23 protein-coding genes are annotated in these 22,913 nt (G+C 68.4%); 5 read left to right on the top strand and 18 right to left on the bottom strand.

All coding sequences use genetic code 11. From position 1 onward, the window contains the following. Positions 1-21 precede the first annotated feature (21 nt). Positions 22-1,311: an FAD-binding oxidoreductase gene (locus RTW82_RS22575; protein ID WP_316926536.1), complete on the bottom strand. Its 1,290-nt coding sequence runs from the start codon at positions 1,309-1,311 to the stop codon at positions 22-24. Positions 1,312-1,503: 192 nt separating this feature from the next. Between RTW82_RS22575 and RTW82_RS22570 the strand changes: the two genes are divergently transcribed. Beyond that, a complete protein-coding gene (locus RTW82_RS22570; protein ID WP_263402829.1) occupies positions 1,504-2,025 on the top strand; it encodes a tetratricopeptide repeat protein in 522 nt (173 codons plus the stop codon). Between the two features lie 22 nt (positions 2,026-2,047). Beyond that, positions 2,048-2,374: a DUF2388 domain-containing protein gene (locus RTW82_RS22565; RefSeq protein ID WP_021221559.1), complete on the top strand. Its 327-nt coding sequence runs from the start codon at positions 2,048-2,050 to the stop codon at positions 2,372-2,374. On the opposite strand, the gene RTW82_RS22560 is transcribed toward RTW82_RS22565, so the two are convergent. Next, positions 2,365-3,135 carry a hypothetical protein gene (locus RTW82_RS22560; RefSeq protein ID WP_316926535.1) on the bottom strand — a complete coding sequence of 257 codons (771 nt, stop codon included), beginning with the start codon at positions 3,133-3,135 and terminating at the stop codon, positions 2,365-2,367. The genes RTW82_RS22565 and RTW82_RS22560 overlap by 10 nt on opposite strands. Before the next feature lie 152 nt (positions 3,136-3,287). Beyond that, positions 3,288-4,487, bottom strand: coding sequence for a GGDEF domain-containing protein (locus RTW82_RS22555; RefSeq protein ID WP_184488524.1), 1,200 nt, complete (start codon positions 4,485-4,487; stop codon positions 3,288-3,290). A 375-nt stretch (positions 4,488-4,862) separates the two neighbouring features. Here RTW82_RS22555 and RTW82_RS22550 point away from each other — a divergent pair, with 375 nt between their 5' ends. Further along, positions 4,863-5,441: a hypothetical protein gene (locus RTW82_RS22550; RefSeq protein WP_316926534.1), complete on the top strand. Its 579-nt coding sequence runs from the start codon at positions 4,863-4,865 to the stop codon at positions 5,439-5,441. Between the two features lie 360 nt (positions 5,442-5,801). Here the strand turns inward: RTW82_RS22550 and RTW82_RS22545 are convergent, their stop codons facing one another. From RTW82_RS22545 to RTW82_RS22480, 14 genes are all read right to left on the bottom strand, one after another. Next, complete coding sequence (locus RTW82_RS22545; protein ID WP_316926533.1) at positions 5,802-7,760, bottom strand: PhoX family phosphatase; 1,959 nt, start codon at positions 7,758-7,760, stop codon at positions 5,802-5,804. Positions 7,761-7,797: 37 nt separating this feature from the next. Further along, on the bottom strand, positions 7,798-8,613 hold the full coding sequence (locus RTW82_RS22540) for a TonB family protein (RefSeq protein WP_316926532.1): 816 nt from the start codon (positions 8,611-8,613) through the stop codon (positions 7,798-7,800). Continuing rightward, the gene (tolR, locus tag RTW82_RS22535) at positions 8,610-9,056 is read right to left on the bottom strand and encodes a protein TolR (protein WP_021221553.1); all 447 of its coding nucleotides are present in this window, start codon (positions 9,054-9,056) and stop codon (positions 8,610-8,612) included. The genes RTW82_RS22540 and tolR overlap by 4 nt, the downstream gene beginning before the upstream one ends. Before the next feature lie 8 nt (positions 9,057-9,064). Continuing rightward, positions 9,065-9,766: a protein TolQ gene (gene tolQ / locus RTW82_RS22530; RefSeq protein WP_316926531.1), complete on the bottom strand. Its 702-nt coding sequence runs from the start codon at positions 9,764-9,766 to the stop codon at positions 9,065-9,067. 72 nt (positions 9,767-9,838) lie between these two features. After that, positions 9,839-11,767 carry a phytase gene (locus RTW82_RS22525; RefSeq protein WP_316926530.1) on the bottom strand — a complete coding sequence of 643 codons (1,929 nt, stop codon included), beginning with the start codon at positions 11,765-11,767 and terminating at the stop codon, positions 9,839-9,841. Positions 11,768-11,825: 58 nt separating this feature from the next. Next, a complete protein-coding gene (locus RTW82_RS22520) occupies positions 11,826-14,354 on the bottom strand; it encodes a TonB-dependent receptor (protein ID WP_316926529.1) in 2,529 nt (842 codons plus the stop codon). A gap of 774 nt (positions 14,355-15,128) precedes the next feature. Further along, positions 15,129-15,899, bottom strand: coding sequence for a crotonase/enoyl-CoA hydratase family protein (locus tag RTW82_RS22515; protein WP_316926528.1), 771 nt, complete (start codon positions 15,897-15,899; stop codon positions 15,129-15,131). Between the two features lie 122 nt (positions 15,900-16,021). After that, positions 16,022-16,933 carry an SDR family oxidoreductase gene (locus RTW82_RS22510; protein ID WP_271658965.1) on the bottom strand — a complete coding sequence of 304 codons (912 nt, stop codon included), beginning with the start codon at positions 16,931-16,933 and terminating at the stop codon, positions 16,022-16,024. Positions 16,934-17,082: 149 nt separating this feature from the next. Continuing rightward, positions 17,083-17,334: a hypothetical protein gene (locus tag RTW82_RS22505; RefSeq protein ID WP_021217019.1), complete on the bottom strand. Its 252-nt coding sequence runs from the start codon at positions 17,332-17,334 to the stop codon at positions 17,083-17,085. Positions 17,335-17,469: 135 nt separating this feature from the next. Continuing rightward, the gene (locus tag RTW82_RS22500; protein ID WP_316926527.1) at positions 17,470-18,000 is read right to left on the bottom strand and encodes a DUF1569 domain-containing protein; all 531 of its coding nucleotides are present in this window, start codon (positions 17,998-18,000) and stop codon (positions 17,470-17,472) included. Beyond that, positions 17,997-18,881, bottom strand: coding sequence for an alpha/beta hydrolase (locus RTW82_RS22495; RefSeq protein WP_316926526.1), 885 nt, complete (start codon positions 18,879-18,881; stop codon positions 17,997-17,999). Before RTW82_RS22495 ends, RTW82_RS22500 begins: the two co-directional genes overlap by 4 nt. Continuing rightward, the gene (locus tag RTW82_RS22490) at positions 18,881-19,663 is read right to left on the bottom strand and encodes a class II aldolase/adducin family protein (RefSeq protein WP_031286918.1); all 783 of its coding nucleotides are present in this window, start codon (positions 19,661-19,663) and stop codon (positions 18,881-18,883) included. Before RTW82_RS22490 ends, RTW82_RS22495 begins: the two co-directional genes overlap by 1 nt. Before the next feature lie 101 nt (positions 19,664-19,764). Then, a complete protein-coding gene (locus RTW82_RS22485) occupies positions 19,765-20,451 on the bottom strand; it encodes an LrgB family protein (protein ID WP_271658968.1) in 687 nt (228 codons plus the stop codon). Then, positions 20,441-20,821, bottom strand: a complete 381-nt coding sequence (locus RTW82_RS22480) for a CidA/LrgA family protein (RefSeq protein ID WP_021217024.1) — start codon at positions 20,819-20,821, stop codon at positions 20,441-20,443. Before RTW82_RS22480 ends, RTW82_RS22485 begins: the two co-directional genes overlap by 11 nt. A 98-nt stretch (positions 20,822-20,919) precedes the next feature. On the opposite strand from RTW82_RS22480, the gene RTW82_RS22475 reads away from it, so the two are divergent. Beyond that, the gene (locus tag RTW82_RS22475) at positions 20,920-21,810 is read left to right on the top strand and encodes a LysR family transcriptional regulator (RefSeq protein ID WP_184487427.1); all 891 of its coding nucleotides are present in this window, start codon (positions 20,920-20,922) and stop codon (positions 21,808-21,810) included. 23 nt (positions 21,811-21,833) lie between these two features. Here RTW82_RS22475 and RTW82_RS22470 read toward each other — a convergent pair whose 3' ends face one another. Further along, positions 21,834-22,286, bottom strand: coding sequence for a flavodoxin (locus RTW82_RS22470; RefSeq protein WP_184487426.1), 453 nt, complete (start codon positions 22,284-22,286; stop codon positions 21,834-21,836). A 102-nt stretch (positions 22,287-22,388) separates the two neighbouring features. On the opposite strand from RTW82_RS22470, the gene RTW82_RS22465 reads away from it, so the two are divergent. Beyond that, positions 22,389-22,832: a PAS sensor domain-containing protein gene (locus RTW82_RS22465; RefSeq protein ID WP_021217027.1), complete on the top strand. Its 444-nt coding sequence runs from the start codon at positions 22,389-22,391 to the stop codon at positions 22,830-22,832. Positions 22,833-22,913 lie beyond the last annotated feature (81 nt).

The raw sequence follows: 22,913 nt of genomic DNA, 5'->3' as shown, positions 1-22,913 counted from the left end.
GAATCTCCTTCGGTTCCGGCGTCAGGCCAGGTCGCGCAAGCGATACCAGGCTTTGCCGGCGGCTTCCAGCGGTGCGGCCAGCAGCGAGCCGCCGGGGAAGCGCGGGTTGTCGAGGCCCTGGTAGAGCGCCAGCAGCTGTTCGTCGCCGAGGATGGCGTCGGCCACCGCGCGGGCGCCGGCCAGGGTCGGCAGCACGCCGTGGCCGGAGAAGCCCTGCAGCCAGTAGCGCTGGCCCTGGCGACCGATGTCCGGGGTGCGCTTCATGGTCACGTCGATGTGGCCGCCCCAGCCGTAGTCGATCGGCACGCCCTTGAGCTGCGGGAACACCCTTTCCAGGTAGGGCCGGGTGGCCGCCGGCACGTCCTTGGGCAGGCCGCCCAGGTAGGTGCAGCCGCCACCGAACAGCAGGCGGTGGTCGGGGGTGAGGCGGAAGTAGTCGGGCACGAACTGGTTGTCGATCACGCAGCTGTTGTTCGGCAACAGCGAGCGCGCCAGCTCCGGGTCCAGGGGCGCGGTGGCCACCTGGTAGGAGCCCACCGGCAGCAGGCGCGAGGACAGCTGGCGGTCGAGGCCGTCGACATAGGCGTTGCAGGCCAGCACCAGCACATCGCCACGCACCTCGCCTTCGGGGGTGCGCGCCACGTAGCCGGCCGGCGTTTCGCGGTACTCCAGCACCTGGCTCTGTTCGAAGATGCGCCCGCCGGCGGCTTCGATGGCGGCGGCCAGGCCCTGGGCCAGCTTCAGCGGGTTGAGGTGGGCGGCTTCCGGGTCATAGAGCGCCGCCTTGTAGCGCGGGCTGGCGATCCACTCCGGCAGCTCGTCGCGCTCGATCAGGCGCATGGCGTCATAGCCCCACTTCTGCTCGGCGTCGCGCTGGGCCTCGCGCAGCAGTTCGACGCGGCGCTCCAGCACCGCCGTCCACAGGCTGCCGACGCGGTAGTCGACATCGAAGCCGTGGCGCTGCGGCAGCTCGCGCATCTCGCCGGCCGCCCAGCGCATGCTGTCCCACAGGCGGCGGGTGCGCTCCTGCCCCAGGGCCTTTTCCAGCGGCGGCATGTCGCACGACCAGCCCAGCAGCGCCTGCCCGCCATTACGCCCGGACGCGGCCCAGGCCACCCGGCTGGCTTCCAGCAGCACCACGCGCTTGCCGGCCAGGGCCAGGCGCAACGCAGTGTGCAGGCCGCTGAAGCCGGCGCCGATGATCAGCACCTCGCTGTCCAGGCTGCCCTGCAGGCGCGGGCGCAGCGGAATGGAACCGGGGTAGGTGGCGGCGTAGAAGGTGCCGACATGCTGGGCGGATTGCTTGAACATGCGAGCCTCATGAAATTCTTATTGATAAATTTCATGAAAATCTAGCACTGAAATTTCACAAAGCCAAGCGGCGAGATGCCGATGATCACGACCGGCTCACAGGATGGCGTTGCACCCGAGGCAAAAGCTGTTGTCCGATAAGCCGGTAAGAACCATCGAGCCGCGAGCCCTCGCGGCGGCAGGAGTGAACGGATGAAAGCGACAACCCTGGCAGCGCTCTGCGCCCTGGCCCTGCTGGCCGGCTGCAGCCATGACCAGCCCAAGCCCGAGGCGCCGCCGCAGCGCCTGCCCAACCAGGTGCAGGACCAGCCCACGCCCCTGGAACTGCTGCGCACCAACGCCGAGCGCGGCGACCTGGAAGCGCAGTTCCAGCTGGGCAGCCACTTCTTCGTGGCCAAGCCCGCCGACCTCAAGCAGGCGGAGTTCTGGTGGAAGCGTGCCGCCGACAAGGGCCACGCCATGGCGGCGGTGAGCCTCGCCTACCTCTACACCGGGCGTAACGACCCGGCCTACGCCAACCAGCAAGCGATGCTGCAGTACCTCAACCAGTCCGCCGCCACCGGCAACCCGATGGCCCAGCATGTGCTCGGCAGCCTCTACCTCAAGGGCGAACAGGGCGTGCCACGGGACCCGGACCAGGCCCGGCGCCTCTACCAGGCCGCCTGTGGCCAGCGCTACGAAGCCAGCTGCGCGGCCCTGAAGACCCTGCCCTGACCCCTAGCCTCAAGGACGAACCATGCGCCCGACACTCCCGCTCTGCCTCGCGCTGCTGGCCCTGCCAGCCGCCGCGCTGGCCGACGAAGGCTCCGGCTCCTGGCTGCTCAGCAGCAGCGCGGCCATCACCTTCGCGCCGGCCACGACCAGCAACCTCAGCCAGGAAGAGCGCCAGCCGGGCATCCAGGCCCAGGCGCGGGATGATGCGATGGCCTTCGTCGCCAGCGATGGGCGCATCCGTGGCGCGCAGCTGGAGCGCGCCCTGCAGGAGCTGCACCGACAACCGGCGACGGCGAGCGCCGACGACATGAGCCTCGCCCGCGCCCTCGCCGCCTCGGCCTATCGCTGAGGCGTGCGCACCAGCGTCAGCCCCGCATAGGCGGCGCGCTGGCGCTGCACCCAGGTCGCGTACACCACCAGCACCAGCAGCACGCCACCGAGCACCAGGGAGGAGCCGACGGTGCCGAAGTCCAGCCCGCCCTTCTCGTGGGTCTTGGTCAGCACGTCGCCCAGGGTCGCACCGAAGGGCCGGGTCAGCACGAAGGCCAGCCAGAACAGCAGCACGGTGGAGATGCGCGTGAAGTAATGGGCCGCCACCACCAGCGCCAGGGCACCGCCGATCAGCAAGGCACCACCGGCGAAGCCGAGCCCGGAGTCATCGGCGAGGAAGTCGCCCAGCGCCGTGCCCAGGGTGTTGGAAAAGAGGATCGCGCCCCAGTAGAACAGCTCGCCGCGCCGCGAACGGATGCGGTCCACCGACAGCGACCCCTCGGTGACCCGCCACAGCGCGAAGATGCACAGCAGGATGCCCACCAGGATCGCCGAGCCGGTGGCATAGCCCAGGCCCAGGGTGCGGTCCATGAAGTCCGACATGGTGGTGCCGGCGGTGCTGGTGGAGAGGATCACCGCCCAGTACACCAGCGGGTTGTAGCGCTTGCTCGCCAGCGGCGTGAGCAGGGTGGCGAAGAAGGCGCTGATGAGGATCAGCGAGCTGATGGCGTAGCCGACGTCCAGGGTCATCGACAGCAGGTCCCCGGCGGTCTCGCCCAGGGTGGTGGCGCAGATCTTCATGATCCAGAAGGCCAGGGTGATCTGGGGCAATTTATTCATCACGACTCCCGGGGCCCGCACGGATGTGGCTGCCTGATGGATGCAACCCTCTGCGCGGACACGGACCCGGTCTGCCCAGCGCGAGGCGAGAGTGACCGGGAAGGAGTGAAAACGCGGTGAAGGAAGGATGAAAAAAACATCACCCGAGGGGCTCAGCCCACTTCGGCGGCCAGGGTCGCGCGGTTGCGGCCCTCCCCTTTCGAGGTGTAGAGCGCCTCGTCCGCCCGTTTGTAGAGGCTGTCACGGGTGTCGCCGGGCTGGCTCAGGGCCATGCCGACGCTGACGGTCAGCACCGGGCCGATGCTGGAGCCCTCATGGGGAATGGCCAACCCCTCGATGCGCCGGCGCACCTCTTCCGCCACCCGCTCGGCGAACACCGGCACCAGGTCGCAGAACACCAGGGCGAACTCCTCGCCACCAAGCCGCGCGGCGAAGTCCAGGGAGCGCCGGGGCGTGCTCTGCAGGGCCTCGGCCACCGCCTTGAGCACCGCATCCCCGGCCGGGTGGCCGTAGAGGTCGTTGTAGCGTTTGAAGAAATCCACATCCACCAGCATCAGCCCCAGGCAATGGCGCTCGCGCTGGCTTTCACGCAGGGAACGATCCAGCAGGATCTCGAACATGCGCCGGTTGCACAGGCCGGTCAGGCTGTCGCTGTCGGCCAGCTCCTTGAGCGCCGCGCGGGTGAGGAACTGGCGCCGCGTGGCCGACTCCTGGAAGTAGCGCGACATGCCGGTGAAGCACATGGCGACCAGCGGGTAGATGGACAGCGCGACGAAGTCGTCGAGGTAGCCTTCCGGCAGGTAGAGCGGGATCAGCACCAGCATGGCGATGAAGGTGATCACCGCGCACACCACCGACCCCCAGTAGCTGTAGCCCACGGGAAAGAAGATGGCGATCAGCACCAGGATCATGCCGTCGATGTTGAACGGCATGCCCACGTCGTCCAGCACCTGCATGTAGAGGATGGTGCTGGCCAGCGTCGTGGCGCTGATGACGAATATCGCGCAGGGCACCCAGAAGGCCCCGGCACTGCGGTCGTTGCCCTGCAGCACCATGGTGGCCGAGAGCATGATCCCGGCCAGGGCCACCAGGCGCATGGCGAAGATCGCCGGGGTCAGCGTCGCGTCGTAATGGCGCAGGGCGTAGAAGACATCGACACCGAGAAAAAACAGCAGCGCCAGCAGCAGGATCGAAATGGCTCCGATGCGCGTGTTGCGAAAGGCCCGGTAATTGGAGATGCGGTACTCCGCCTCCAGTTCGGGCTCGAAACGCAGCCATCCAAAGCCTTTGTTGAGCTGCCGCGTGTAACGGCTCTCGGCGTAGTGGCTGAGCAACAGCTGGACCTTATCCATCCCTGACCTCACCTCCCGCACCCTCAGGTAAACAGCTTCCAGGGGATCGCCCATACAAAGCCGACTTGGCGAAAGTATGGCACGGCGCCACCAGCGCCAACCCTCCCTGTATCAATCCTTGTGCGGGTTTCAGGCCATACCGCTGGTCGCCAGGCGCCGCCTCGCCCCCCTGGCGCCATGCCGTTGAAACGCTGAAGGCGCGACTGAATGCCGCATCCGATGGGTAGCCGAGCCAGCCGGTGCGGACCGCCTTCGAAGCCTTCGCCGATGAACTGGCCGCCCTGTACCACTCGGCTTGAGCACGAGAACGGTGGCGCACCCGGGGTTCCGCTGCGCTGCTAAGCTCGCCGCCTCACAGACGCATGGATGACGACGATGAAACGCCTGCTGCCGCTGGCCCTGCTGGTGATTGGCTCGAACGCCCTGGCCCAGGGCTGCGACTATCGCCCTGCCCCGCACCAGGAACTGACCGCCGCCAAGGCGACGGGCCTGCCGCTGGTGCTGGCGGGCAAGGAGAAACTGCAACTGGGCCTGGTGGAGCAGCCCGAGCTGCTGCTGCACAGCGGTGATCTGCTGATCGCCCGCTACCCCGACGGCCACAGCCTCGCCCACCATCCGATGACGCAGCAGGAGCTGGGCAATGCCGGCCTGGGCACCCCGGCGCAACAGGTGCGCCTGCTGTTCGGCGATGACAGCGCCGCCACGCCCGAGGCCCGGGAATGGGTGTTCGCCATGCGCCAGGCCATGGACCTGTGCGGCGACAAGGCCAGCCTCACGCCCTACCGCATCGACGGCATCGAGCTCTTCGCCTGGCGCACCAGCCAGGACGGCAAGCCCTACCAGGTGTTCTTCATCCCCGATGGCGAGCAGGTGCATTACCTCGAAGTACGCAGCCCCGCCGCCTTCGCCGACAAGGTGCTGGCCGGCGTGCACAGGCGGCCGCCGAAGCCATAGCGGAGCGTCGGGTTCCACCCGACCTACGAGAGCCGGCGTCATGCACCCCGTAGGTTGGGCTGAGGTACGAAGCCCAACGCGCGGAGTCGAGCCCGCATCGTTGGGCATCGCTGCGCTCGGCGCCAACCTACGAAGAGCGGCCCGGCAGCGGAGGTTYCGGGCCCCTTGTAGGGCGGGTGAAACCCGCCACCTCGGCGTCGCCAAGCTTCGCGAGCAGAGCTCGCTCCTACGAGAGCCGGCGTCATGCACCCCCGTAGGTTGGGCCGAGGTACGAGGCCCAACGCGCGGAGTCGAGCCCGCATCGTTGGGCCTCGCTGCGCTCGGCGCCAACCTACGAAGAGCGGTCCATCATCGCGTGCATCAACTGCCGATCACGCCGCCGTCGTTCTTGGTGATGAGCACGGTGGTGGAGCGCGGGCGGCTTTTGCCGTCGCTGGCGGGGTAGCTGATGCCGGGGTGCTGGATGTTGACCCACATGCTGCGGCCGTCCGGGGTGAAGGTGATGCCGGTGAGTTCGCAGCCACGCGGGCCGACCAGGAAGCGACGCACTTCGCGGGTCTTGGGGTCGGCGCAGAGCAGCTGGTTGCAGCCGATGCGGGCCATGGCCGGTTCGATGTCGTCGAAGTCGGTCTCGATCCACAGGCGGCCGGCGGGGTCGAAGGCCAGGCCGTCCGGGGAGGAGAAGGCGTCGCCGTTGATGGTGCCGATCAGGTTGGCCGGCACCGCCTGGCCCTTGTCGTCCTTGGCACCCTGGGGCTCGCCGGCGAGGAGGAAGATCTCCCACTGGAACGCAGTGGCGGTGGGATCGCCACCCGCCTCGTTCCAGCGCAGGATCTGCCCGTGCAGGTTGTGCGGGCGCGGGTTGGCGGCGTTCACCGGCTTCTTGCTACCCCGGTCGTCGTTGTTGGTAAGGGTGACGTAGACCTCTCGGGTCTCCGGGTGCGCGGCCACCCACTCGGGGCGGTCCATGGGCGTTGCGCCGAGTATGTCGCCGGCGGCGCGGGCGTTGAGCAGCACCTCGGCCTGGCTGGCGAAGCCGTTCTCGGCGGTGAGGCCGTTCTGCCCGTGCACCAGGGCCAGCCACTGGCCCTTGCCGTCATCGTCGAAGCGGGCAACGTAGAGGGTGCCGTCGTCCAGCAGGTCGCGGGCGGCCTTGGGGTTGGCGGCATCGAAGCGGCCGCTGGGCACGAACTTGTAGATGTACTCGCCCTTGGTGTCGTCGCCGTAGTAGTAGGCCATGCGCCCGTCCTTGCCGAGGGACAGGGTGGAGCACTCGCGGCAGAAGCGGCCGACGGCGGTGCGCTTCTTCGGCTTGCTGGTGGGGTCGAAGGGGTCGATCTCCACCACCCAGCCGAAGCGGTTGGGTTCCTGCACATGGCCGTCGTGGGGCTGGTCGCGGTAGGGCGTGGCGTCGAAGCGGGCGTCGGCGGTTTCCCAGCCGTAGTTCTTGCTCACCCCTTCCTTGGCGATGCCGTAGCGCTTGTGGGACACGCGCTGGGCGTAGTCGGCCGGGTCGCGGTTGATGAAGTAGTTGTGCCAGTTCTCCTCGCAGGCGAGGTAGGTGCCCCAGGGGGTCACGCCCATGGAGCAGTTGTTGAGGGTGCCGATCACCTCCAGGCCGCTGGGGTCGGAAGCGGTCTTCATGGCGGCGTGGCCGGCCAGCGGGCCGGTGAGCTGCATGGGCGTGAGGGTGGAGATGCGGCGGTTGTAACGCGAGCCGGCGACCCGCTGCCAGTGGCCGTCGCCGTCCTTCTTCACCTCGATGACGCTGACGCCATGGGCCGCCTGCTCCTTCTTCACGTCCTCCGCCTTGCGCTTGCCCTCGACGAAGACGATGCCGGCGCTGTGCAGCGTGGGGTTGATGTACTCGTGGTTGATCACCAGCAGGCCGTGGTCGTTGGGTGCATCCGGGAAGGGGAAGAAGTGCATGCCGTCGTGGTTGTCGCCGGCCTGCTTGAGCTGGTCTTCCCAGGTTTCGCTGGCGTCGCCCTTGAAGGCCGGCGCATCAGCCAGCACCGCATCGCCCCAGGAGAAGAACGGCGTGGCGCTGTAGCCGTCGGCGACTATCACCTTGTCGAACTTCGCATCGAACTGCTGGGGCACGCCCTTGAAGCCCAGCAGGCCGCCGTCGGCCACCGCGCGGCAGGCGCTGATGCCGCCACCGAAGAAACCCAGGGCGGCCATGGCCAGGCCGCCCTTGAGGACGTTGCGGCGGCCGGCGTCCACCATCCGGTCCAGGCTGCGGTTGCCGCTGGGGTTGATGGCCACGTCGTCATGAGCGGCGAGGGCGGCGTGGAAGGCGTCGAAATCCTGGGTCATCACGGTTCTCTTCTGGTTATGCGCCGGCGCTCCGCGCTCAGCGTTCGATGCGGTAGTGGAAGGTGTTGCGCACTCCGGGCACGGTCACGGGTTGGCCGTTCTCGAGGCGCGGCTGGTAGCGGAAAGTCTGCGCCGCGACCAGTGACGGGCGGATGAACAGCGGGTGACAGTCGCCCACCACCTGCGGGTCCTCGACGCGGCCTTGCGGGTTGACCCGGTACTCCACCGTGCAATCGCCCTGGATGCCCTTGTCGAGGGCGCGCTGGGGATAGTCCGGCGCCTCCTTGGCGATGGGCAGGTACTGGCGGCTGTTGGCGGCGGCTTCGGCCTGGCGGGCACGCTCGGCGGCCAGGCGCTGCTGTTCCGCCTGGCGGGCAAGATCGAGCTGGCGCTGTTGCTCGGCAGCCGCAGCAACGCGCTCTGCTTCCAGGCGCTGCTGCTCGCGGCGCCGGGTTTCCTGCTGCACCTGCTCCTGGCGCTTCTGTTCTTCCACGCGCTTGTGGGCCAGGGCGGCCTGTTCCAGCTTGCGCTGCTCGATTCGCGGGTCCACCTGCGGCGGCACCGGCTCGACGGGCGTCGGTAGCGGTTCCACCGGGGCGGCTTCCGCGACAGCCGGCTGCACCGGCGCGGGGGCCGGTTCGGGGGCTGGCGCAGGCAGACTGATCAGTTGGGTGGTGAGCACCCGCAGGGCGGGTTCGGCGGGGCGCTCGGGGGCCCAGCCGGCCATCAGCAGCGCCAGCACGCCCAGGTGCAGGGCCAGGGCGCAGCCGGCAGCGAAGGCGTTGCGCCAGGCGCGGGCACTGGGCAGCGACAGACGGGAAAGAGGCGCATCGCTCATGACCATCCCGCTCATTGCGGCGCCTCGGTGATCAGCCCCAGGTTGGCCACCCCGCCCTGCTGCAGCGCGGCCATGGCAGCCACCACCTTGCCGTAGCCGGCGTCCTGGTCGGCGCGGATGTACACCTGGGTGTCGCCGCGTTCGGCGATCAACGCGCCGACCTTGGCGGTCATTTCCTCCAGGGCCACGGCGCTGTCGGTCTGGCTTTCGGTGTCCAGCTCCGTGCCCAGGTTCCAGTAGTAGCCGCCGTCGGCCTTCACCGAGAGGGTGAGGATGCGCTGCTGGCTGTCACGGGGCAGCGCCTCGCTGGCCACCTTGGGCAGTTCGATCTTCACGCCCTGGGTAAGCATCGGCGCGGTGACCATGAAGATCACCAGCAGCACCAGCATCACGTCGATGTAGGGCACCACGTTCATTTCGGCCTTGGGGCCGTGCTTGCGCTGGGGACGGACGAGCATGCTGCACCTCAGGCCGCGGCGGCGATGGGGTTGGCGCCGGCCAGGCGGCGTTGCAGGCGGCCCTGCAGTTCGTTGCCGAAGGCGTAGTAGCGCGCCACCAGGCCCTGGGCGCGGGCCGAGAAGCGGTTATAGGCGATCACCGCGGGAATAGCGGCGAACAGGCCGATGGCGGTGGCGATCAGGGCTTCGGCGATGCCCGGGGCGACGGTGGAGAGGGTCGCCTGCTGCACCTGGGACAGGCCGATGAAGGAGTTCATGATCCCCCACACGGTGCCGAACAGGCCGATGTAGGGGCTGACCGAACCGACGGTGGCGAGGAAGGTGAGGCCCTTCTCCAGGCGCTCTTCCTGCTCGGCGATGGCGACGTAGAGGGCGCGCTCGACGCCGTCCACCACCCTCTCCGGGACGATGCCCGGCTCGCGGCGCAGCTGGGCGAATTCCTGGTAGCCAGCCTGGAAAATGCGCTCCAGGGCGGCGTCCTCGTCCGCGTCGTCGCGGCGCTGCAGCTGGGTGAGATCGGCGGTGCCACGGAAGCGCGCCTGGAAGGCCTTGACCTGGCGCTCGATGCGCGCCAGCAGGGCGCCGCGCTGGACGATCAGGTACCAGCTGAACAGGGAGGCGAACAGCAGGATTGCCATCACCCCTTTCACCAGCAGGCTGGCGTCGCTGATCAGGCCCCAGACGGTCATCTGTTCCAATGTTGCGTGCATGGTTGGTTCCTCGTGTTGCCGGGCCCCGCAGGGCCCTATTCGATTACGCGGCGATGACGGGTTGATGACAGCTCAGTGCAGGCCCAGGGTCCGGGCCACCTCGGCCCAGGGCACGAACTTGAAGTTCTGGGTCTGCTCGGGCATGCGCTTGCGGCCGTCCTGCACCACCAGCATTCCCTGGTTCCAGGGGCCGCCGAGGTTGGCGGAGGTGACTTCCAGGCCGTCGGTCTCCGAGGCGCCGTCGATGCCGGCCGCGGCGTTGAGGCCGACGCGGAAGGCACCGCGCAGGGCGAAGGGCGGCTCGGCGTCGAGCACCACGTAGCTGTCGTTGCCCTGGCTGGAGATCACCAGGTAGTCGTGGGCGTCGCTCTGGTACAGGCCCAAGCCCTCGACGTCGGCGTGCAGCGTCTCGCCCACCTTCATCACCGAATGCAGGTCGGCGGGGGCTTCGGCGCGGGCGTCCAGGGCCCAGACGCCGACGTCTTCCTCACCGATGAACAGGCGCTGGCGCTGGTCGTCGGCGACGCAACCCTCGGGCTGGCTCTCGACGCGGAACTCGCGCACCAGCTGCCCGCTCGCCTCGCCGCTGGCGCCGTCCAGGCGGTACTGCAGGAAGCGCCCGTCCTTGCCGTTGACGAAGGCATAGAGCTCGCCGGAGGCCGGCTGGAACAGGCAGATGCCGTAGATCTCCTTGAGCGGGGTGCGCACCTGGCCGGCCGGCTTCACCTCGCCCGTGGCGCGGTCGATGGCGAACAGGCTGAGGCTGTTGGTATCGCGGTTGCTGGCCACCGCCAGGTCGACCCGCTGGCCGCCGAGGGCAAAGCCGGGGCGCACGTCGACGTTGTTCAGGCGGCCCACCGGCAGCTCCTGCAGCAGTTGGCCGTCGAGGCCGTAGACCAGCAGGCCCTGCTTCTTGTTGGTGCCGAGCACGCGGCTGGCGGCCGGGTCGCTGGGGTTGACCCAGATGGCCGGGTCGTCCGCCGCGTCGCCCTGGCGGCCCACCGGCTCGCTCTGGCGCAGGGCGGCGACGCTGGGCAGTACCGGCGGCAGGGCCACGGGCTGCGCCTGCCAGTCCAGGCGGCCCTGGTACAGGCGACCGCTGGCGTCGTCCTGCACCAGCAGGTCGGTGCCCTGGGCACTGGCGGCGACGGCGATGCGCTCGGGCTCTTCCAGACCGGCCAGCGGCAGGCTGGCCACCGCGTTCCAGGCCTCGCCCTGCTGCTGGTAGAGATGCAGGCGGGCGGCGGCAGGGTCCAGCGCCAGCAGGCCGCCGGGGACCACGGCCATGGCACCGGCGCTTTTCGCCAGGCCGCCGAAGGGGGCGACCAGGTCCACCGGCACGCGGGCGCTGTCGGCTTCCGGGTGGGCCGGGTAGGCCCAGAGGCCGACGTTCTCTTCGTTGACGAACAGGCGGTTGGCGGCGTCGTCCACCTGGCAGTACTCGGCGGCCGGCGGCAGGGCCAGGCCGCGCACGTGGCGGGCCTCGGCGTTGAGGCGCTCACCGGCACCCACCAGCCACTGCTCGCCGTGGCCGTCTTCGCCCACCAGGAACAGGTAGAGGTTGCGGGCGTCGTCACGGTACAGGCAGAGCCCGGCGACGGCGTAGTCACGGGCCGGCAGCTGCAGCGGCCGGCCCCAGCGATGGGTGTCGGTATCCAGGCCCACCAGGGTGGCCTGCTGGGTGGCGTTGTCGAGGCTGGCGGCGATCAGGCCCTTGGGGCCAGCGCTGCGCAGGTCGAGGCTGGAGAAGGAGCCGGGCAGGCGCGCCAGCTCCTGGCCTTCGCCGTCCAGCAGGAGCAGGCCGTTGCGCTCGCTGGCGGCCAGGCGCATGGCGGAGCCGGGCAGCTGGCGCAGGTCTTCGGCCTTGACCTTGGCCGAGGCGCCCCAGGGGCTGAGGGCCAGTTGCGGGGCCTGGGCTTCGGCGGCCGGCTGCGGCTGGCAGGCGGCCAGGCCGAGCAGGGCCGCGAGCAGCAGGGGATTGCGGGTGCGGGTGTGGGTCATCGGGCGGTTCCAGGCGATACGGGGGAACGGCCCTCCCCTGGCGGGGAGGGCGCGGCGATCAGAAGTGGGTGAAGGTCAGGCCGAGGGTGTAGGTCGGGCCGTATTCCTCGTACTGGGCGTTGTAGCTGCGGCTGCCGGTGTAGACGTAGTAGCTCTCGTCGGTGAGGTTCTGCGCCTCGAAGGACAGTTGCAGCTCCTTGGTCAGGAAGTAGCGGGCGCTGAAGTCGACGAAGGTCTGCGCATCCACGTGCAGGTCGTGCTGGCGGTCGCCCACGGGAGCCACTTCGTAGAGGTAGTCGGACTTGTAGTTGGCCGAGAGGCGCAGGCTGAGCTTGTCGTTCTCCCAACCGAGCATCAGGTTGCCGACGGTGTCGGACTGGTTGGGCAGGTCGATGTCGCGCTTGAGGGTGCGGCCGCTGGCCTGGTCGAAACCCTCGATGCTGGCGTCGGAGCGGCTGAAGGTGGCGTTGGCGCCCAGCAGCAAGCCGTTCCAGGGGGCGGGCAGCCAGTCGAATTTCTGCGAGTAGGCCAGTTCCAGGCCGTAGAGCTTGGCGCTGTCGCCGTTGGCGAAGGTGTTGGCTTCGTCGAAGGTCGCCCAGTCGCCGGTGCCGGCCAGGTCGGTGTTGTAGACGAAATTCTGGATGTCCTTGTAGAAGACGAAGGCCGAAACCACCCCGGCGCGGCCCAGGTAGTGCTCGATGCCGAAGTCGTAGTTGGTCGACTCCAGGGGCGACAGGTCGGGGTTGCCGAAGCTGGCTTCGTCGCCGTCGATGACGAAGCCCGGGGCCAGTTGGCCGAAGGTCGGGCGCACCACGGACTTGGTCCAGGCGGCGCGCAGCTGGGTGTCCTTGTCGATCTGGTAACGGGCGTGCAGGCCGGGCAGCCAGTGGTGGTAGTCGCGCTTGCGCTCGATGCTCTCGTAGTCGCCATCGCGGATGCCGGTGCCCTTGGCTTCGAACTCGGTGCCCTCGTAGCGCATACCGGCGATGAAGCGCCAGTCGTCCACGTCCAGGGTGTTCATGAGGTAGGCGGCGTTGATGTCTTCGCTCATGTCGAAGTCGTTCACCCGCGACTCTTCCTCGTTGTAGAAGTCGGCGGCGTTGAGCTGGCCGAGCAGCCCCTTGATGGCGCTGGCGCTGATGCCGGGGCCGAAGCGGTCGAGGGCGTAGTGCACGTTGCCCTTCTGGAACTGACCGAGGTTGAGCTGTTCGTCGCTGAAGAAGTTATCCAGGTCCTCGTAGGTCCAGGCTTCCAGGTCGTTGGTCTTGTCGCGGCGGCTGAGCTTGCCGCCGAACTTGACCTGGGCGGCGTAACCGGAGAGGTCGTAGTCGCGGGCCAGGTCGAGGCGGATGTTCTTCTCGGTGTCTTCGGTGTTCTGCTTCTCCCAGTCGACCTGGTCGAGAGCGAAGTTGGCCGGGTCGTAGAAGCCGTTCTCGACGTTCAGGCGCGGCTTCTTGCTGTCGTCGAAGCCGGTGCCGGTGAAGTCGCGGGTGCCTTCGAAGGTGGCACCGGCGATGTGGCCGGGGCTGTCTTCGCTGGATTGGCTGTAGCCGGCCTGCCCGCTCAGGGTCCAGAGGCCCATCATGCGTTCGCCGCCGAAGACGTAGGACTGGATCTCCTGGGTTTCCTCGCGGTCCTTCAGCTCGCGGTAGCCCTCGCCGTCACCGGTCTCGCCCGGCAGGCGCGCGTCATCGAATTCGATGCCGGCGGCGTTGCGCGTCTCGCTGTCCTTGTAGCGGCTGTAGAGGGTGCGCAGGTAGTAGCTGGAAACGTCGTCGGGCTTGTAGTCGAAGTTGAGGCCGCCGCCGGCGCGCTCGCGGGTGATGGCGTAGTCGCGCTGCTCCAGCTCCTCCAGGCGGGCGCCGTCTTCGAAGTCCCAGGCGCCGCCGGTCTCGACGTTGTCGGAGCCGAACTTGCGCTCCTGCCAGCTCAGGGCGGCGGCCACGCCGAAGTTGTCGATGCCGTCGCCGAGGCTGAAGCGGTCGCTGATGGCGCCGGAGAACTTGGGGCTGGTCTTGTCGGTGTTCTCGTCGTAGCTGGCCTCGGTGCTGCCGGTGTAGAACAGGCCCTCGTGGTCGAAGGCGGAGAGGCTCTCCACGTCGACGGTGCCGCCGAGGGAGTTGGCGTCCATGTCCGGGGTGAGGGTCTTGATCACGGTGAGCGACTGCACCAGCTCGGCGGGCAGCACATCCAGGGCCACGGCGCGGCGGTCGCTTTCCGGGGCCGGCACCAGGGTGCCGTTGATGGTGACGCTGTTCAGGTCCGGGCCCAGGCCGCGCACGCTGACGAAGCGGCCTTCGCCCTGGTCGCGCTCCACCGAAACGCCAGGCAGGCGCTGCACCGCTTCGGCGGCGTTCTGGTCCGGCAGCTGGGCGACGCCATCGGCATGCACCACGCTCTCGACGCTGTCGGAGGCGCGTTGCTCCTTCAGGGCCTTGTCGATGCTCACGGCCTGGCCGACCACCTCGACGTGCTCGGTGGCGCCGGCCGCGCCCTCGTCGGCAGCCCAGGCAACGCTGGCCACGGCCAGGGTCAGTGCGCTGAAGGTGAAGCCCGCAAGCCGGGCGGCGGTGCTGCGCTTGTACATGAATGCTCTCCCCAGGATGGAATCCAGGCCGAGCAAATGGCCCGGCAACTTGGGAGCGGACGCTAGGCAGCACGGATGACGCTTCTGTGACAGGACAACGGCACAGGGCCGGAATGGCAGGGTTTTGCGGGGGTAACCCTAGGGTTTTGAGCTGATAGGACCCTCCAGAGCCGCCGTAGGGGCGAATTCATTCGCCCACCGACCCGCAGGGGCGACGCAGCGTCCAGGCCACGCTGGGGCAGCCCTGCGGGCTGCTTGGCGAATGAATTGGCTCTGTCTGCGTTAAGTGTTGCTAGAGGATTTGAGTCCAGCTGATTGCCGAGCTCTGGTGATGTTTCTGGTTTCGCCCCCCCGGGCGAGTCTCTTTTGGCAGTCGCCCCAAAAGAAACCAAAAGGGCTTGCCCCGCCGGGGTTCCCTCACTCCATCGTTGCTCTGGGGGCCGGCGCGATGGGCCATCCATGGCCTGGCGCGCCTCTCGCGGCATCCATGCCGCTCGTCCCCCGGCGCAACGACTGCGTTCGGCCTCCTGGAGGGGCGTTGGCGGCTGCCCCACCTTTCTTCGTCCAGCGCATCGCCACGTGGTGCGCACGGGCTTTCGTAGGATGGTGTAGAGCGAAGCGAAACCCATGCGGTGGAGGTGGTACGAACCCTTGGCCGCCCGGAAAGGGCCGAGCTTGAGCGCTTGCATTAAAACCACAACAGCTAACGCAGACAGAGCCAATGAATTTCCACTGACGGGGTTCGGCGGATGGGTTCGCGCCCCTGGCCCGTCGTCACGAAAACTGCCCGTGGCGCCCCTTGCCGCCGCTGAACGCCTGGGCGCCGGTGCGGGTTTCACCGCTGTGGATAACCTCGAGCCCGCCTTCGAATTCGTTGGCGATGGCCGCGTCGAACGGCAGCTGCCACTGGGCGTAGGCGCTGGCACGGTCGGCGAGCATGCAGCGTTGCGGGAAGGCGGCGATCTGCAGGGCCAGCCGCTCCGCCTCCTCGCGCGCCGTACCGGATGGCACCACGCGGTTGGCCAGGCCCATGGCCAGTGCTTCCTCGGCCTGCACGGGGCGGCCGGTGAGGATCAGGTCCAGCGCCCTGCCCTGGCCGACGATGCGCGGCAGGCGCACGGTGCCGCCGTCGATCAGCGGCACGCCGAAGCGTCGGCAGAACACCCCGCACACGGCGTCCTCGGCCATCACCCGCATATCCGCCAGCAGCGCCAGTTCCAGGCCGCCGGCCACGGCATAGCCTTCGATGGCGGCGATCAGCGGCTTGGCCAGCTGCATGCGGCTCGGCCCCATGGGCCCGTCGCCGTCCACCTCCAGGCGGTTGCGCCGCTCGCCATCCTCGGCCACCGCCGCCAGGTCCGCCCCCGCACAGAAGGTGCCGCCCGCGCCGGTGAGCACCGCCACACGCGCCGCGTCATCAGCCTCGAAGGTGCGCAGGGCGTCGGCCAGCGCCTCAGCGGTGGGCCGGTCGACGGCATTGCGCACCTGCGGGCGGTCGATGATCAGGGTGGTGACGGGGCCGTTCTTCTCGACTCGGATGCTCATCGGGACTCCTCGGGTTGAAACGCGGGCATGAAAAAGGCCGGCAAGATTGCCGGCCTTCAACATAGTGCGTCCCCGGGGAGATGTTCAGCCCACTGGCGGAACTCCCAAGGAGTCTGGCGGGATCAGCCCACGTATTTCTGCAGGTTGGTCATCATTTCCTTCAGCGCTTCGACGTTGTCCGCCGGGTGGGCGGCGCCTTCGAAGTCGCAGATCTGCTTCCAGCTGGCGGCCACGTCTTCGACGCTGAAGCCTTCGCGCGGGTCGAAGCCGGCGCCCAGGCTGCGCTCCCAGCGCACCTTGCCGATCCAGCCGCCGCCCACTTCGAACAGGCCGGAGGTTTCCTGGCACTGCTCGCTGCCGAGGTAGACCACCAGCGGGCTGACCAGCTCGGGCTTGAGCTGTTCGAACACCTGCGGCGGGATCAGGCCTTCGGTCATGCGGGTGCCGCCGGTGGGGGCAATGGCGTTGACGAAGATGTTGTTCTTGCGGCCTTCGATGGCCAGGGTGCGGGTCAGGCCGTAGAGGCCGAGCTTGGCCATGCCGTAGTTGGACTGGCCGAAGTTGCCGTAGATGCCGGAAGTGGACGAGGTGAAGATCACCCGGCCGAAGCCTTGCTCGCGCAGGTGCGGCCAGGCGGCGCGGGTCACCTTGTAGGCGCCTTCGACGTGGACCTTGTAGACCAGCTCCCAGTCGGCGTCTTCCATCTTGTGGAAGGTCTTGTCGCGCAGGATGCCGGCGTTGTTCACCACCACGTCGATGCGGCCGAAGGTGTCGAGGGCGGTCTGCACGATCTTGTCGCCGTCGGTGACCGAATCATGGTTGGCCACGGCGGTGCCGCCGGCTTCGCGGATCTCGGCCACCACGCGGTCGGCAGCCGAGGCGTTGGCGCCTTCACCGTGGGTGCTGCCGCCCAGGTCGTTCACCACCACCTTGGCGCCGTGCTTGGCGAACAACAGCGCATGGGCGCGACCCAGGCCGCCACCGGCGCCGGTGACTATGACCACTTTGTCTTCGAAACGGATCGACTCGCTCATGCAATGGACTCCAGGGCAGTTTTTGGTATCGGCCGAGTTTCCTGCAGCCCGGCCCCGCCCCACAAGGAAAGGCGGCGGGCATGAATGGTGGCCGATAACGCCAGGGGATAGCGGGCCGCTGAAAACCGCCCCGTCAGCGACCCGCGCCGCTACTCGAAAGGCATGAAGATGCTGCCCCGTGGCCGCAGCTTGAACAGCCACCAGTTATGAAAGGTGCAAAGCAGCGTCAGCGCCAGGCAGGCGAAGAAAGAACCGGCCGCCGACCACCAGATGCGCGGGCTGCTTTCGGCATAGCAGCCATAGAACACCAGGCCGATGCTGGCGAGCAGCAGGAGCAGCGCCAAGGGCCGCCCCACGCCATGGATGAAGGGGTGGAGGAACACCAGCAACTTGTACAGCATCGCGATCTCCAGGCGCCGGGGCGAGCCCGGCGCTGCGTCATTAAGTGGAGTCGCGATGCTAAGGCCCCGCCCCGTCAGCGGCTGCCGGGGCGGTTCGACAGGTGCTGACGGATGGCTCGGATACTGGGCGTGGCCTTAGGCCAGGTGGATCAGGCTCAGGTGGTCGTACAAGTGCATGACATGGGCCCGGGCGTAGTCCTCATGGCTCAGCGCGCCGTAGGCGAAATGCGCCTTGAGCTCGCCCTGGTAGGCGGCGAAGTCGGCGAAGGCCAGTTGCAGGCGGCCCAGCGCTTCGGCCTGGGACGCGGGCGCATCCAGGGGCCGGGCACCGGGGATGGCTTCATCCAGCGGGTGGCGCATGGCCCCGCGCGCCGTGAACAGGCCAAAGGCCACAGGCCCGACGCTGCCTCGGAACCAGGCCGGCTTGAGCTCGGGGTAACCGCTCATGGAGTACTCGATGCTCTGGGCACAGTGGTTGAACACTTCGGCCGGGTTCCAGCCACGGGTGCTCACCAGCACCTTGTCGACCAGGCCCGCCAATACCCGCTGGGCGTCGGTGAGGTCCGTGGTGCCGGGCCTCAGGCCACGGGGCAGCGCCCAGAAGCCCGCCCCGGCGCCGGCCACACCGGCGAGGGCAGTGAATTTCAGTAGCTGCCGACGGTTCACGAACGTGCCTCCAGGGCCTGGCGGAAGGCCAGGTAATGCTCCAGCACCGCCTCGGGCGCCTCGGTTTGCGGGTAGTGGCCGATGCCGTCCAGCAGCACCGTATCCGGCTGCGGGATCAGCTCGCGGTAGCGCGCCACCATGTGCGCCCCGGAAATCGGGTCCACCGCGCCGTCGATCACCCGCAGCGGCAGCCCGCCCTTCTGCATGGCGGCCACCCAGCGGTCGCGCTGCTCGCGGCGTTCGGGGATGTAGCGGATCAAACGGTGCATGACATGCGGCCCCTGCTGCTGGGCGATCAGGCTCCAGAAGTCGTCCAGCTCCGCCTCGCTGGGCTGGGTCGCGGGGCCGAACACCTTGCCGAAGTTCGCCCCCAGTTTGGCGCGGGAAAAGCCCCGGCCGATCAGCGGCCCCAGCGGGCTGAGCAGCAGCTTCTGCACCAGCACCGGGCGGTGCGTCTCGGGGAACAAACCACCATTGAGGAACACGCAGCTGCCCAGGGCACAGCGCCCTTCGTGGTGCCGCGCCACCAGCTCCTGGGCGACGCTGTCGCCGTAGTCGTGGGCCAGCAGGTGCACCGGCCCCGCAATGCCCAGGTGACGCAGCAGCACCAATTGCAGGTCGGCCTGTTCCAGCAGCCGGTAGTCGTGGCCACGGGGCTTGTCGGAATCGCCGAAACCGAGCATGTCGCAGGCGATCACCCGGTAGCGCTCGGCCAGCGGGCCCCAGATGTAGTGCCAGTCCCAGGAGGCCGTGGGGAAGCCGTGGATCAGCAGCAGCGGCTCGCCCTGACCGGCTTCCCAGTAACGGATGCGGTGGCGATGGAACAGCAGGTCGCGGCCCTGGGCGCGCCAGTCGCCCAGGGGAATGCCCGGCAGGGCCATCAGTCGGCGTATCCCGGGTTCTGCAGGTCGAGCTTGCGCAGCAGCGCCGGCCAGGGCAGCGAGCCGCCCATGCCCTGGGAGGTCTTCATCACGCCGGCGATCATCGCCCGGGCGCCGTCGAGGATCTGCTGCGGGATGTGGATGAGTTCGGCGCCGCCGCTCTGGGCCATCACCTGGATCTCGCAGGCGCGCTGCAGGGTGAACATGCCGAGGAAGGCGTCGGCGATGCTGCCGAAGGCGGTGAGCAGGCCGTGGTTGGGCAGGATCAGGAAGTTGGCGTTGCCCAGGTCGGCCTGCAGGCGGGCCTTCTCCTCGTGGTTCAGCGCCACGCCTTCGTACTGGTGGTAGGCCAGGCTGGCGAGCACGAACAGCGACTGCTGGGACAGCGGCAGCAGGCCCTGCTTCTGTGCCGACACGGCGATGCCGGCGGCGGTGTGGATGTGCAGCACGCAGTTGGCGTCGTGACGCACCTCGTGCACGGCGCTGTGGATGGTGTAGCCGGCCGGGTTGATGTCGTAGGGGCTGTCCATCAGCTTCTTGCCGGAGTGGTCCACCTTCACCAGGCTGGAGGCGGTGATCTCGTGGAACATCAGCCCGTAGGGGTTGATGAGGAAGTCTTCGGTGCCGGGCACCTTGGCGGAGATGTGGGTGAAGATCAGGTCGTCCCAGCCGTACAGGGCGATGAGCCGGTAGCAGGCGGCGAGGTCGACGCGGGTCTGCCACTCGGCGGCGGAAACCTGGTTCTTGACGGCGTTCGGGTGCAGGGATTGGGCAGCGGTCACGGTGATCACCTCGGTTCTTGTTGTGTGCGATGACCCAGGAGTCTAGCGAGGGCGTGGCGATCCGATAGTCGCCTTGGCAGCCATCCGAATGACCGCAGGAGTCACAACAGGACGGCCACCAGGGGCGCGGCGAAAAGGTTGAGCAGGCCCATCAGCACCATCACCAGGCCGGCCACGGTGCCTTCCTCGCGGCCCACTTCCTGGGCCCGGCTGACCCCCGCGCCATGGGCGCCAACGCCCAACAGCGCGCCCCGCGCCAGGGTGCTGCGCAGGGGCAGCCAGCGGATCAGCAGGCTGCCGGCCAGGGCGCCGAAGACGCCGGTGATCATCACGAACACCGCCGTGAGCTCCGGCACGCCACCCAGCCCCTGGGCCAGCGGCATGGCGAAGGGCGTGGTGATCGAGCGCGGCACCAGCGACAGGCTCACCGAGGTTTCCAGGGACAGCGCATGGGCCAGCCACCAGGAACTGGCGATGGCCACCGTGCTGCCCATGAGCATGCCCAGCGACAGCGCCGGCCAATGCCGCGCCAGCAAGGCGCGCTGCTGCCAGATGGGCACGGCGAAGGCCACGGTGGCCGGGCCGAGCAAGAGCATCAGCCAGTGGGTGGCGCCGGAGTATTCGGCGTAGCCGGTGTGCAGCGGCACCGCCACGGCCAGCAGCAGCGCCGGCACCAGGATCAGCGGCGACAGCAGGTAGCGCCCGCTGCGCCGGTACAGCCAGCGGCTGAGCAGGTAGCCGCCCAGGGTCAGCGCCAGCCAGAACCAGGACATGGGTTCAATGTTCACGGCCATCGCTCCAGCGGCAGACGAATTCGACGGTCAGCGCGGTGGCGAGCATCACCAACAGCGTGCTGGCGCCGATCACCAGGAGGATGCGCCAGCCCTCGCTGCGCAGCAGGGCGCCGTAGTCCAGCAGGCTCATCAGCGCAGGGATGAAGAACAGCAGCATCTCCGCCATCAGCAGGCCGGCCCCCAGTTGCAGGGCGCCCGGCTGCACCCGACCGCTAGCGAAGGCGGCGAGCAGCAGGCCGAGGCCAATCACGCCGCCCGGAATCGGCCAGGCCAGCCAGGCGGCGATCTGGCAGCCGAGCAGGTACAGGCCGATGAGCACGGCGAGTTGCAGGCAGAGGCGGGAAAGGTGCATGAGACGGGGCATGGCGGGTGACTCCGGAACTGGCCACCAGCTTAGAACCGCGCCTATCATCCCAAAAGCGAATTGTTCGACTTGCAGCCATTCGATATTGGAATACAGCGATGGAATTCAACCAGCTCCGCAGCTTCGTCGAAGTCGTCCGCCAGGGCGGCTTCACCCAGGCCGGGCGCGCCCTGCATGCCACCCAGTCGACCATCAGCAAGCAGGTGGCCCAGCTCGAACAGCGCCTCGACGTGCAATTGCTGGAGCGCAACGGCCCGCACCTGCGCCTCACCGAAGCCGGCGCCCTGGTGCTGCGCCGCGCCGAGGAGATGCTGCGCCTGCGCCAGGACCTGCAGAGCGAGCTGCACGACCTCAGCCAGCTGCAGCGCGGCGAGCTGCGCCTGGGCCTGCCGCTGCTGGGGGGCGAGGTGCTCTTCGCCGAGCTGTTCAGCGAATACCGCCGGCGCTACCCGAACATCAACGTGCACCTGGCCGAGGGCGGCAGCAAATTGCTGGAGCAGGCGATCCTCCAGGGCGAGCTGGAGCTCAGCGGCGGTCTGACTCCCAGCGACCCGGCCTTCGATCACCAGCCGTTCTGCAACGAACCGCTGGATGTGCTGCTGCCGGCCGAGCATCCGCTGCACGACCAGCCGAGCCTGGCCCTGGCCCAGCTCGCCGACTCGGCCTTCCTGCTCTACCAGCAGAGCTTCACCCTCAACGACCGCCTGCTGCAGGCGTGCAAGCAGGCCGGCTTCACCCCACGGGAAGCCGGGCGCAGCGGCCAGGCGGATTTCCTCGCGGCGCTGGTGGCGGCCGGCCAGGGCGTGGTGCTGCTGCCGCGCATCGTCGCCCGGCACCTGGAGCGCCCAGGCATCGTCCGGCTGCCGTTGCGCGAACCGGACCTGCGTTGGGACATCGCCTTCGTCTGGCGGCGCGGGGGCTATCTGTCGAATGCGGCGCAGGCCTGGCTGGCGCTGCTGCGGGAGAAGGGACCGCTGGCCCGGGGCTGACCGGGCCGCGTGTCGGGGGAAGGTCAGGCGCTGCGCAGGGCCTGGATGAGCTCGGCGATCCAGGGCTCGGCGTCGACTTCCGGGGTGACGGTTTCGCTGGAATCCACCCGCAGCATCTCTACCACTTCGCGGATGCCCAGCTCGGCATAGAGCTCGCGCACCTGCTCGCCGCCGCCGCAGAACACGTCATAGCTGGAGTCACCCAGGGCCAGCACGGCACCGGGGCGGCCGCGCCAGTCGGGAAGCTGGTCGCGGATGCTGTGGTACAGCGGCAGCAGGTTGTCCGGCAGCTCGCCCATACCGGTGGTCGAGGTCACGGTGAGGAAGGCGTCCGGGGCGAAGGCCTTGAGCTCGTCGAGCCCCATGTGGGCCTTGTGCCAGGCCTCGAAACCGGCGGCCTTGAGCAGGCGCTCGGCATGGCGAGCGACTTCTTCGGCGGTGCCGTACACCGACCCGGAGAGAATGGCGACTTTCATGACAACTCCTGAAACGTTGGCAAACGGCGCGCATTATGCCGCAAGTGGAAAGCCTGGGCCGATGTCTTAGAATCTCGGAGCCACCGAACCGAGAGCCCCTACATGATCAACGCCAAGCTGCTGCAACTGGTGATCGACGCGTCCAACGACGGCATTGTCGTCGCCGAGCAGGAGGGCGAGGACAACATCCTCATCTACGCCAACCGCGCCTTCGAGCAACTCACCGGCTACGCCCGCGACGACATCCTCTACCAGGACTGCCGTTTCCTGCAGGGCGAGGACCGCGACCAGGTCGCCCTCGCCGCCATCCGCCAGGCGATTCGCAAGGGCGAACCGTGCCGGCAGATCGTGCGCAACTACCGCAAGGACGGCAGCCCCTTCTGGAACGAGCTGTCCATCACCCCGGTGTTCAACGAGGGTGACCAGCTGACCTATTTCATCGGCATCCAGAAGAACGTCACGCCCGAGATCGAGGCACGGCAGCGTGTCCGCGAACTGGAGGCGGAAGTGGCGGCCTTGAAGGCGGAGCTGGCGGCCAAGGGCTGAGCTGCCGAGCCGGAACGAGACGCCCCGCGCGAGGCGGGGCGCCTTGTGGGAATAAAAGACCGGCGGCCGAAGAGGAACAAG

Origin of the sequence: Pseudomonas sp. zfem005 (genome assembly GCF_032621735.1) — a bacterium.
GTDB classification, from domain to species: domain Bacteria; phylum Pseudomonadota; class Gammaproteobacteria; order Pseudomonadales; family Pseudomonadaceae; genus Metapseudomonas; species Metapseudomonas solani.
The sequence above is the reverse complement of the archived record's forward strand: the minus strand, read 5'-3'. Positions and strand labels throughout refer to the sequence as shown.

Coding starts and splice junctions, on each gene's coding strand:
- RTW82_RS22575 (WP_316926536.1), bottom strand. CDS start 1,311: ATGTTCAAGCAATCCGCCCAGCATGTCGGCACCTTCTACGCCGCCACC.
- RTW82_RS22570 (WP_263402829.1), top strand. CDS start 1,504: ATGAAAGCGACAACCCTGGCAGCGCTCTGCGCCCTGGCCCTGCTGGCC.
- RTW82_RS22565 (WP_021221559.1), top strand. CDS start 2,048: ATGCGCCCGACACTCCCGCTCTGCCTCGCGCTGCTGGCCCTGCCAGCC.
- RTW82_RS22560 (WP_316926535.1), bottom strand. CDS start 3,135: ATGAATAAATTGCCCCAGATCACCCTGGCCTTCTGGATCATGAAGATC.
- RTW82_RS22555 (WP_184488524.1), bottom strand. CDS start 4,487: ATGGATAAGGTCCAGCTGTTGCTCAGCCACTACGCCGAGAGCCGTTAC.
- RTW82_RS22550 (WP_316926534.1), top strand. CDS start 4,863: ATGAAACGCCTGCTGCCGCTGGCCCTGCTGGTGATTGGCTCGAACGCC.
- RTW82_RS22545 (WP_316926533.1), bottom strand. CDS start 7,760: ATGACCCAGGATTTCGACGCCTTCCACGCCGCCCTCGCCGCTCATGAC.
- RTW82_RS22540 (WP_316926532.1), bottom strand. CDS start 8,613: ATGAGCGGGATGGTCATGAGCGATGCGCCTCTTTCCCGTCTGTCGCTG.
- tolR (WP_021221553.1), bottom strand. CDS start 9,056: ATGCTCGTCCGTCCCCAGCGCAAGCACGGCCCCAAGGCCGAAATGAAC.
- tolQ (WP_316926531.1), bottom strand. CDS start 9,766: ATGCACGCAACATTGGAACAGATGACCGTCTGGGGCCTGATCAGCGAC.
- RTW82_RS22525 (WP_316926530.1), bottom strand. CDS start 11,767: ATGACCCACACCCGCACCCGCAATCCCCTGCTGCTCGCGGCCCTGCTC.
- RTW82_RS22520 (WP_316926529.1), bottom strand. CDS start 14,354: ATGTACAAGCGCAGCACCGCCGCCCGGCTTGCGGGCTTCACCTTCAGC.
- RTW82_RS22515 (WP_316926528.1), bottom strand. CDS start 15,899: ATGAGCATCCGAGTCGAGAAGAACGGCCCCGTCACCACCCTGATCATC.
- RTW82_RS22510 (WP_271658965.1), bottom strand. CDS start 16,933: ATGAGCGAGTCGATCCGTTTCGAAGACAAAGTGGTCATAGTCACCGGC.
- RTW82_RS22505 (WP_021217019.1), bottom strand. CDS start 17,334: ATGCTGTACAAGTTGCTGGTGTTCCTCCACCCCTTCATCCATGGCGTG.
- RTW82_RS22495 (WP_316926526.1), bottom strand. CDS start 18,881: ATGGCCCTGCCGGGCATTCCCCTGGGCGACTGGCGCGCCCAGGGCCGC.
- RTW82_RS22480 (WP_021217024.1), bottom strand. CDS start 20,821: ATGCCCCGTCTCATGCACCTTTCCCGCCTCTGCCTGCAACTCGCCGTG.
- RTW82_RS22475 (WP_184487427.1), top strand. CDS start 20,920: ATGGAATTCAACCAGCTCCGCAGCTTCGTCGAAGTCGTCCGCCAGGGC.
- RTW82_RS22470 (WP_184487426.1), bottom strand. CDS start 22,286: ATGAAAGTCGCCATTCTCTCCGGGTCGGTGTACGGCACCGCCGAAGAA.
- RTW82_RS22465 (WP_021217027.1), top strand. CDS start 22,389: ATGATCAACGCCAAGCTGCTGCAACTGGTGATCGACGCGTCCAACGAC.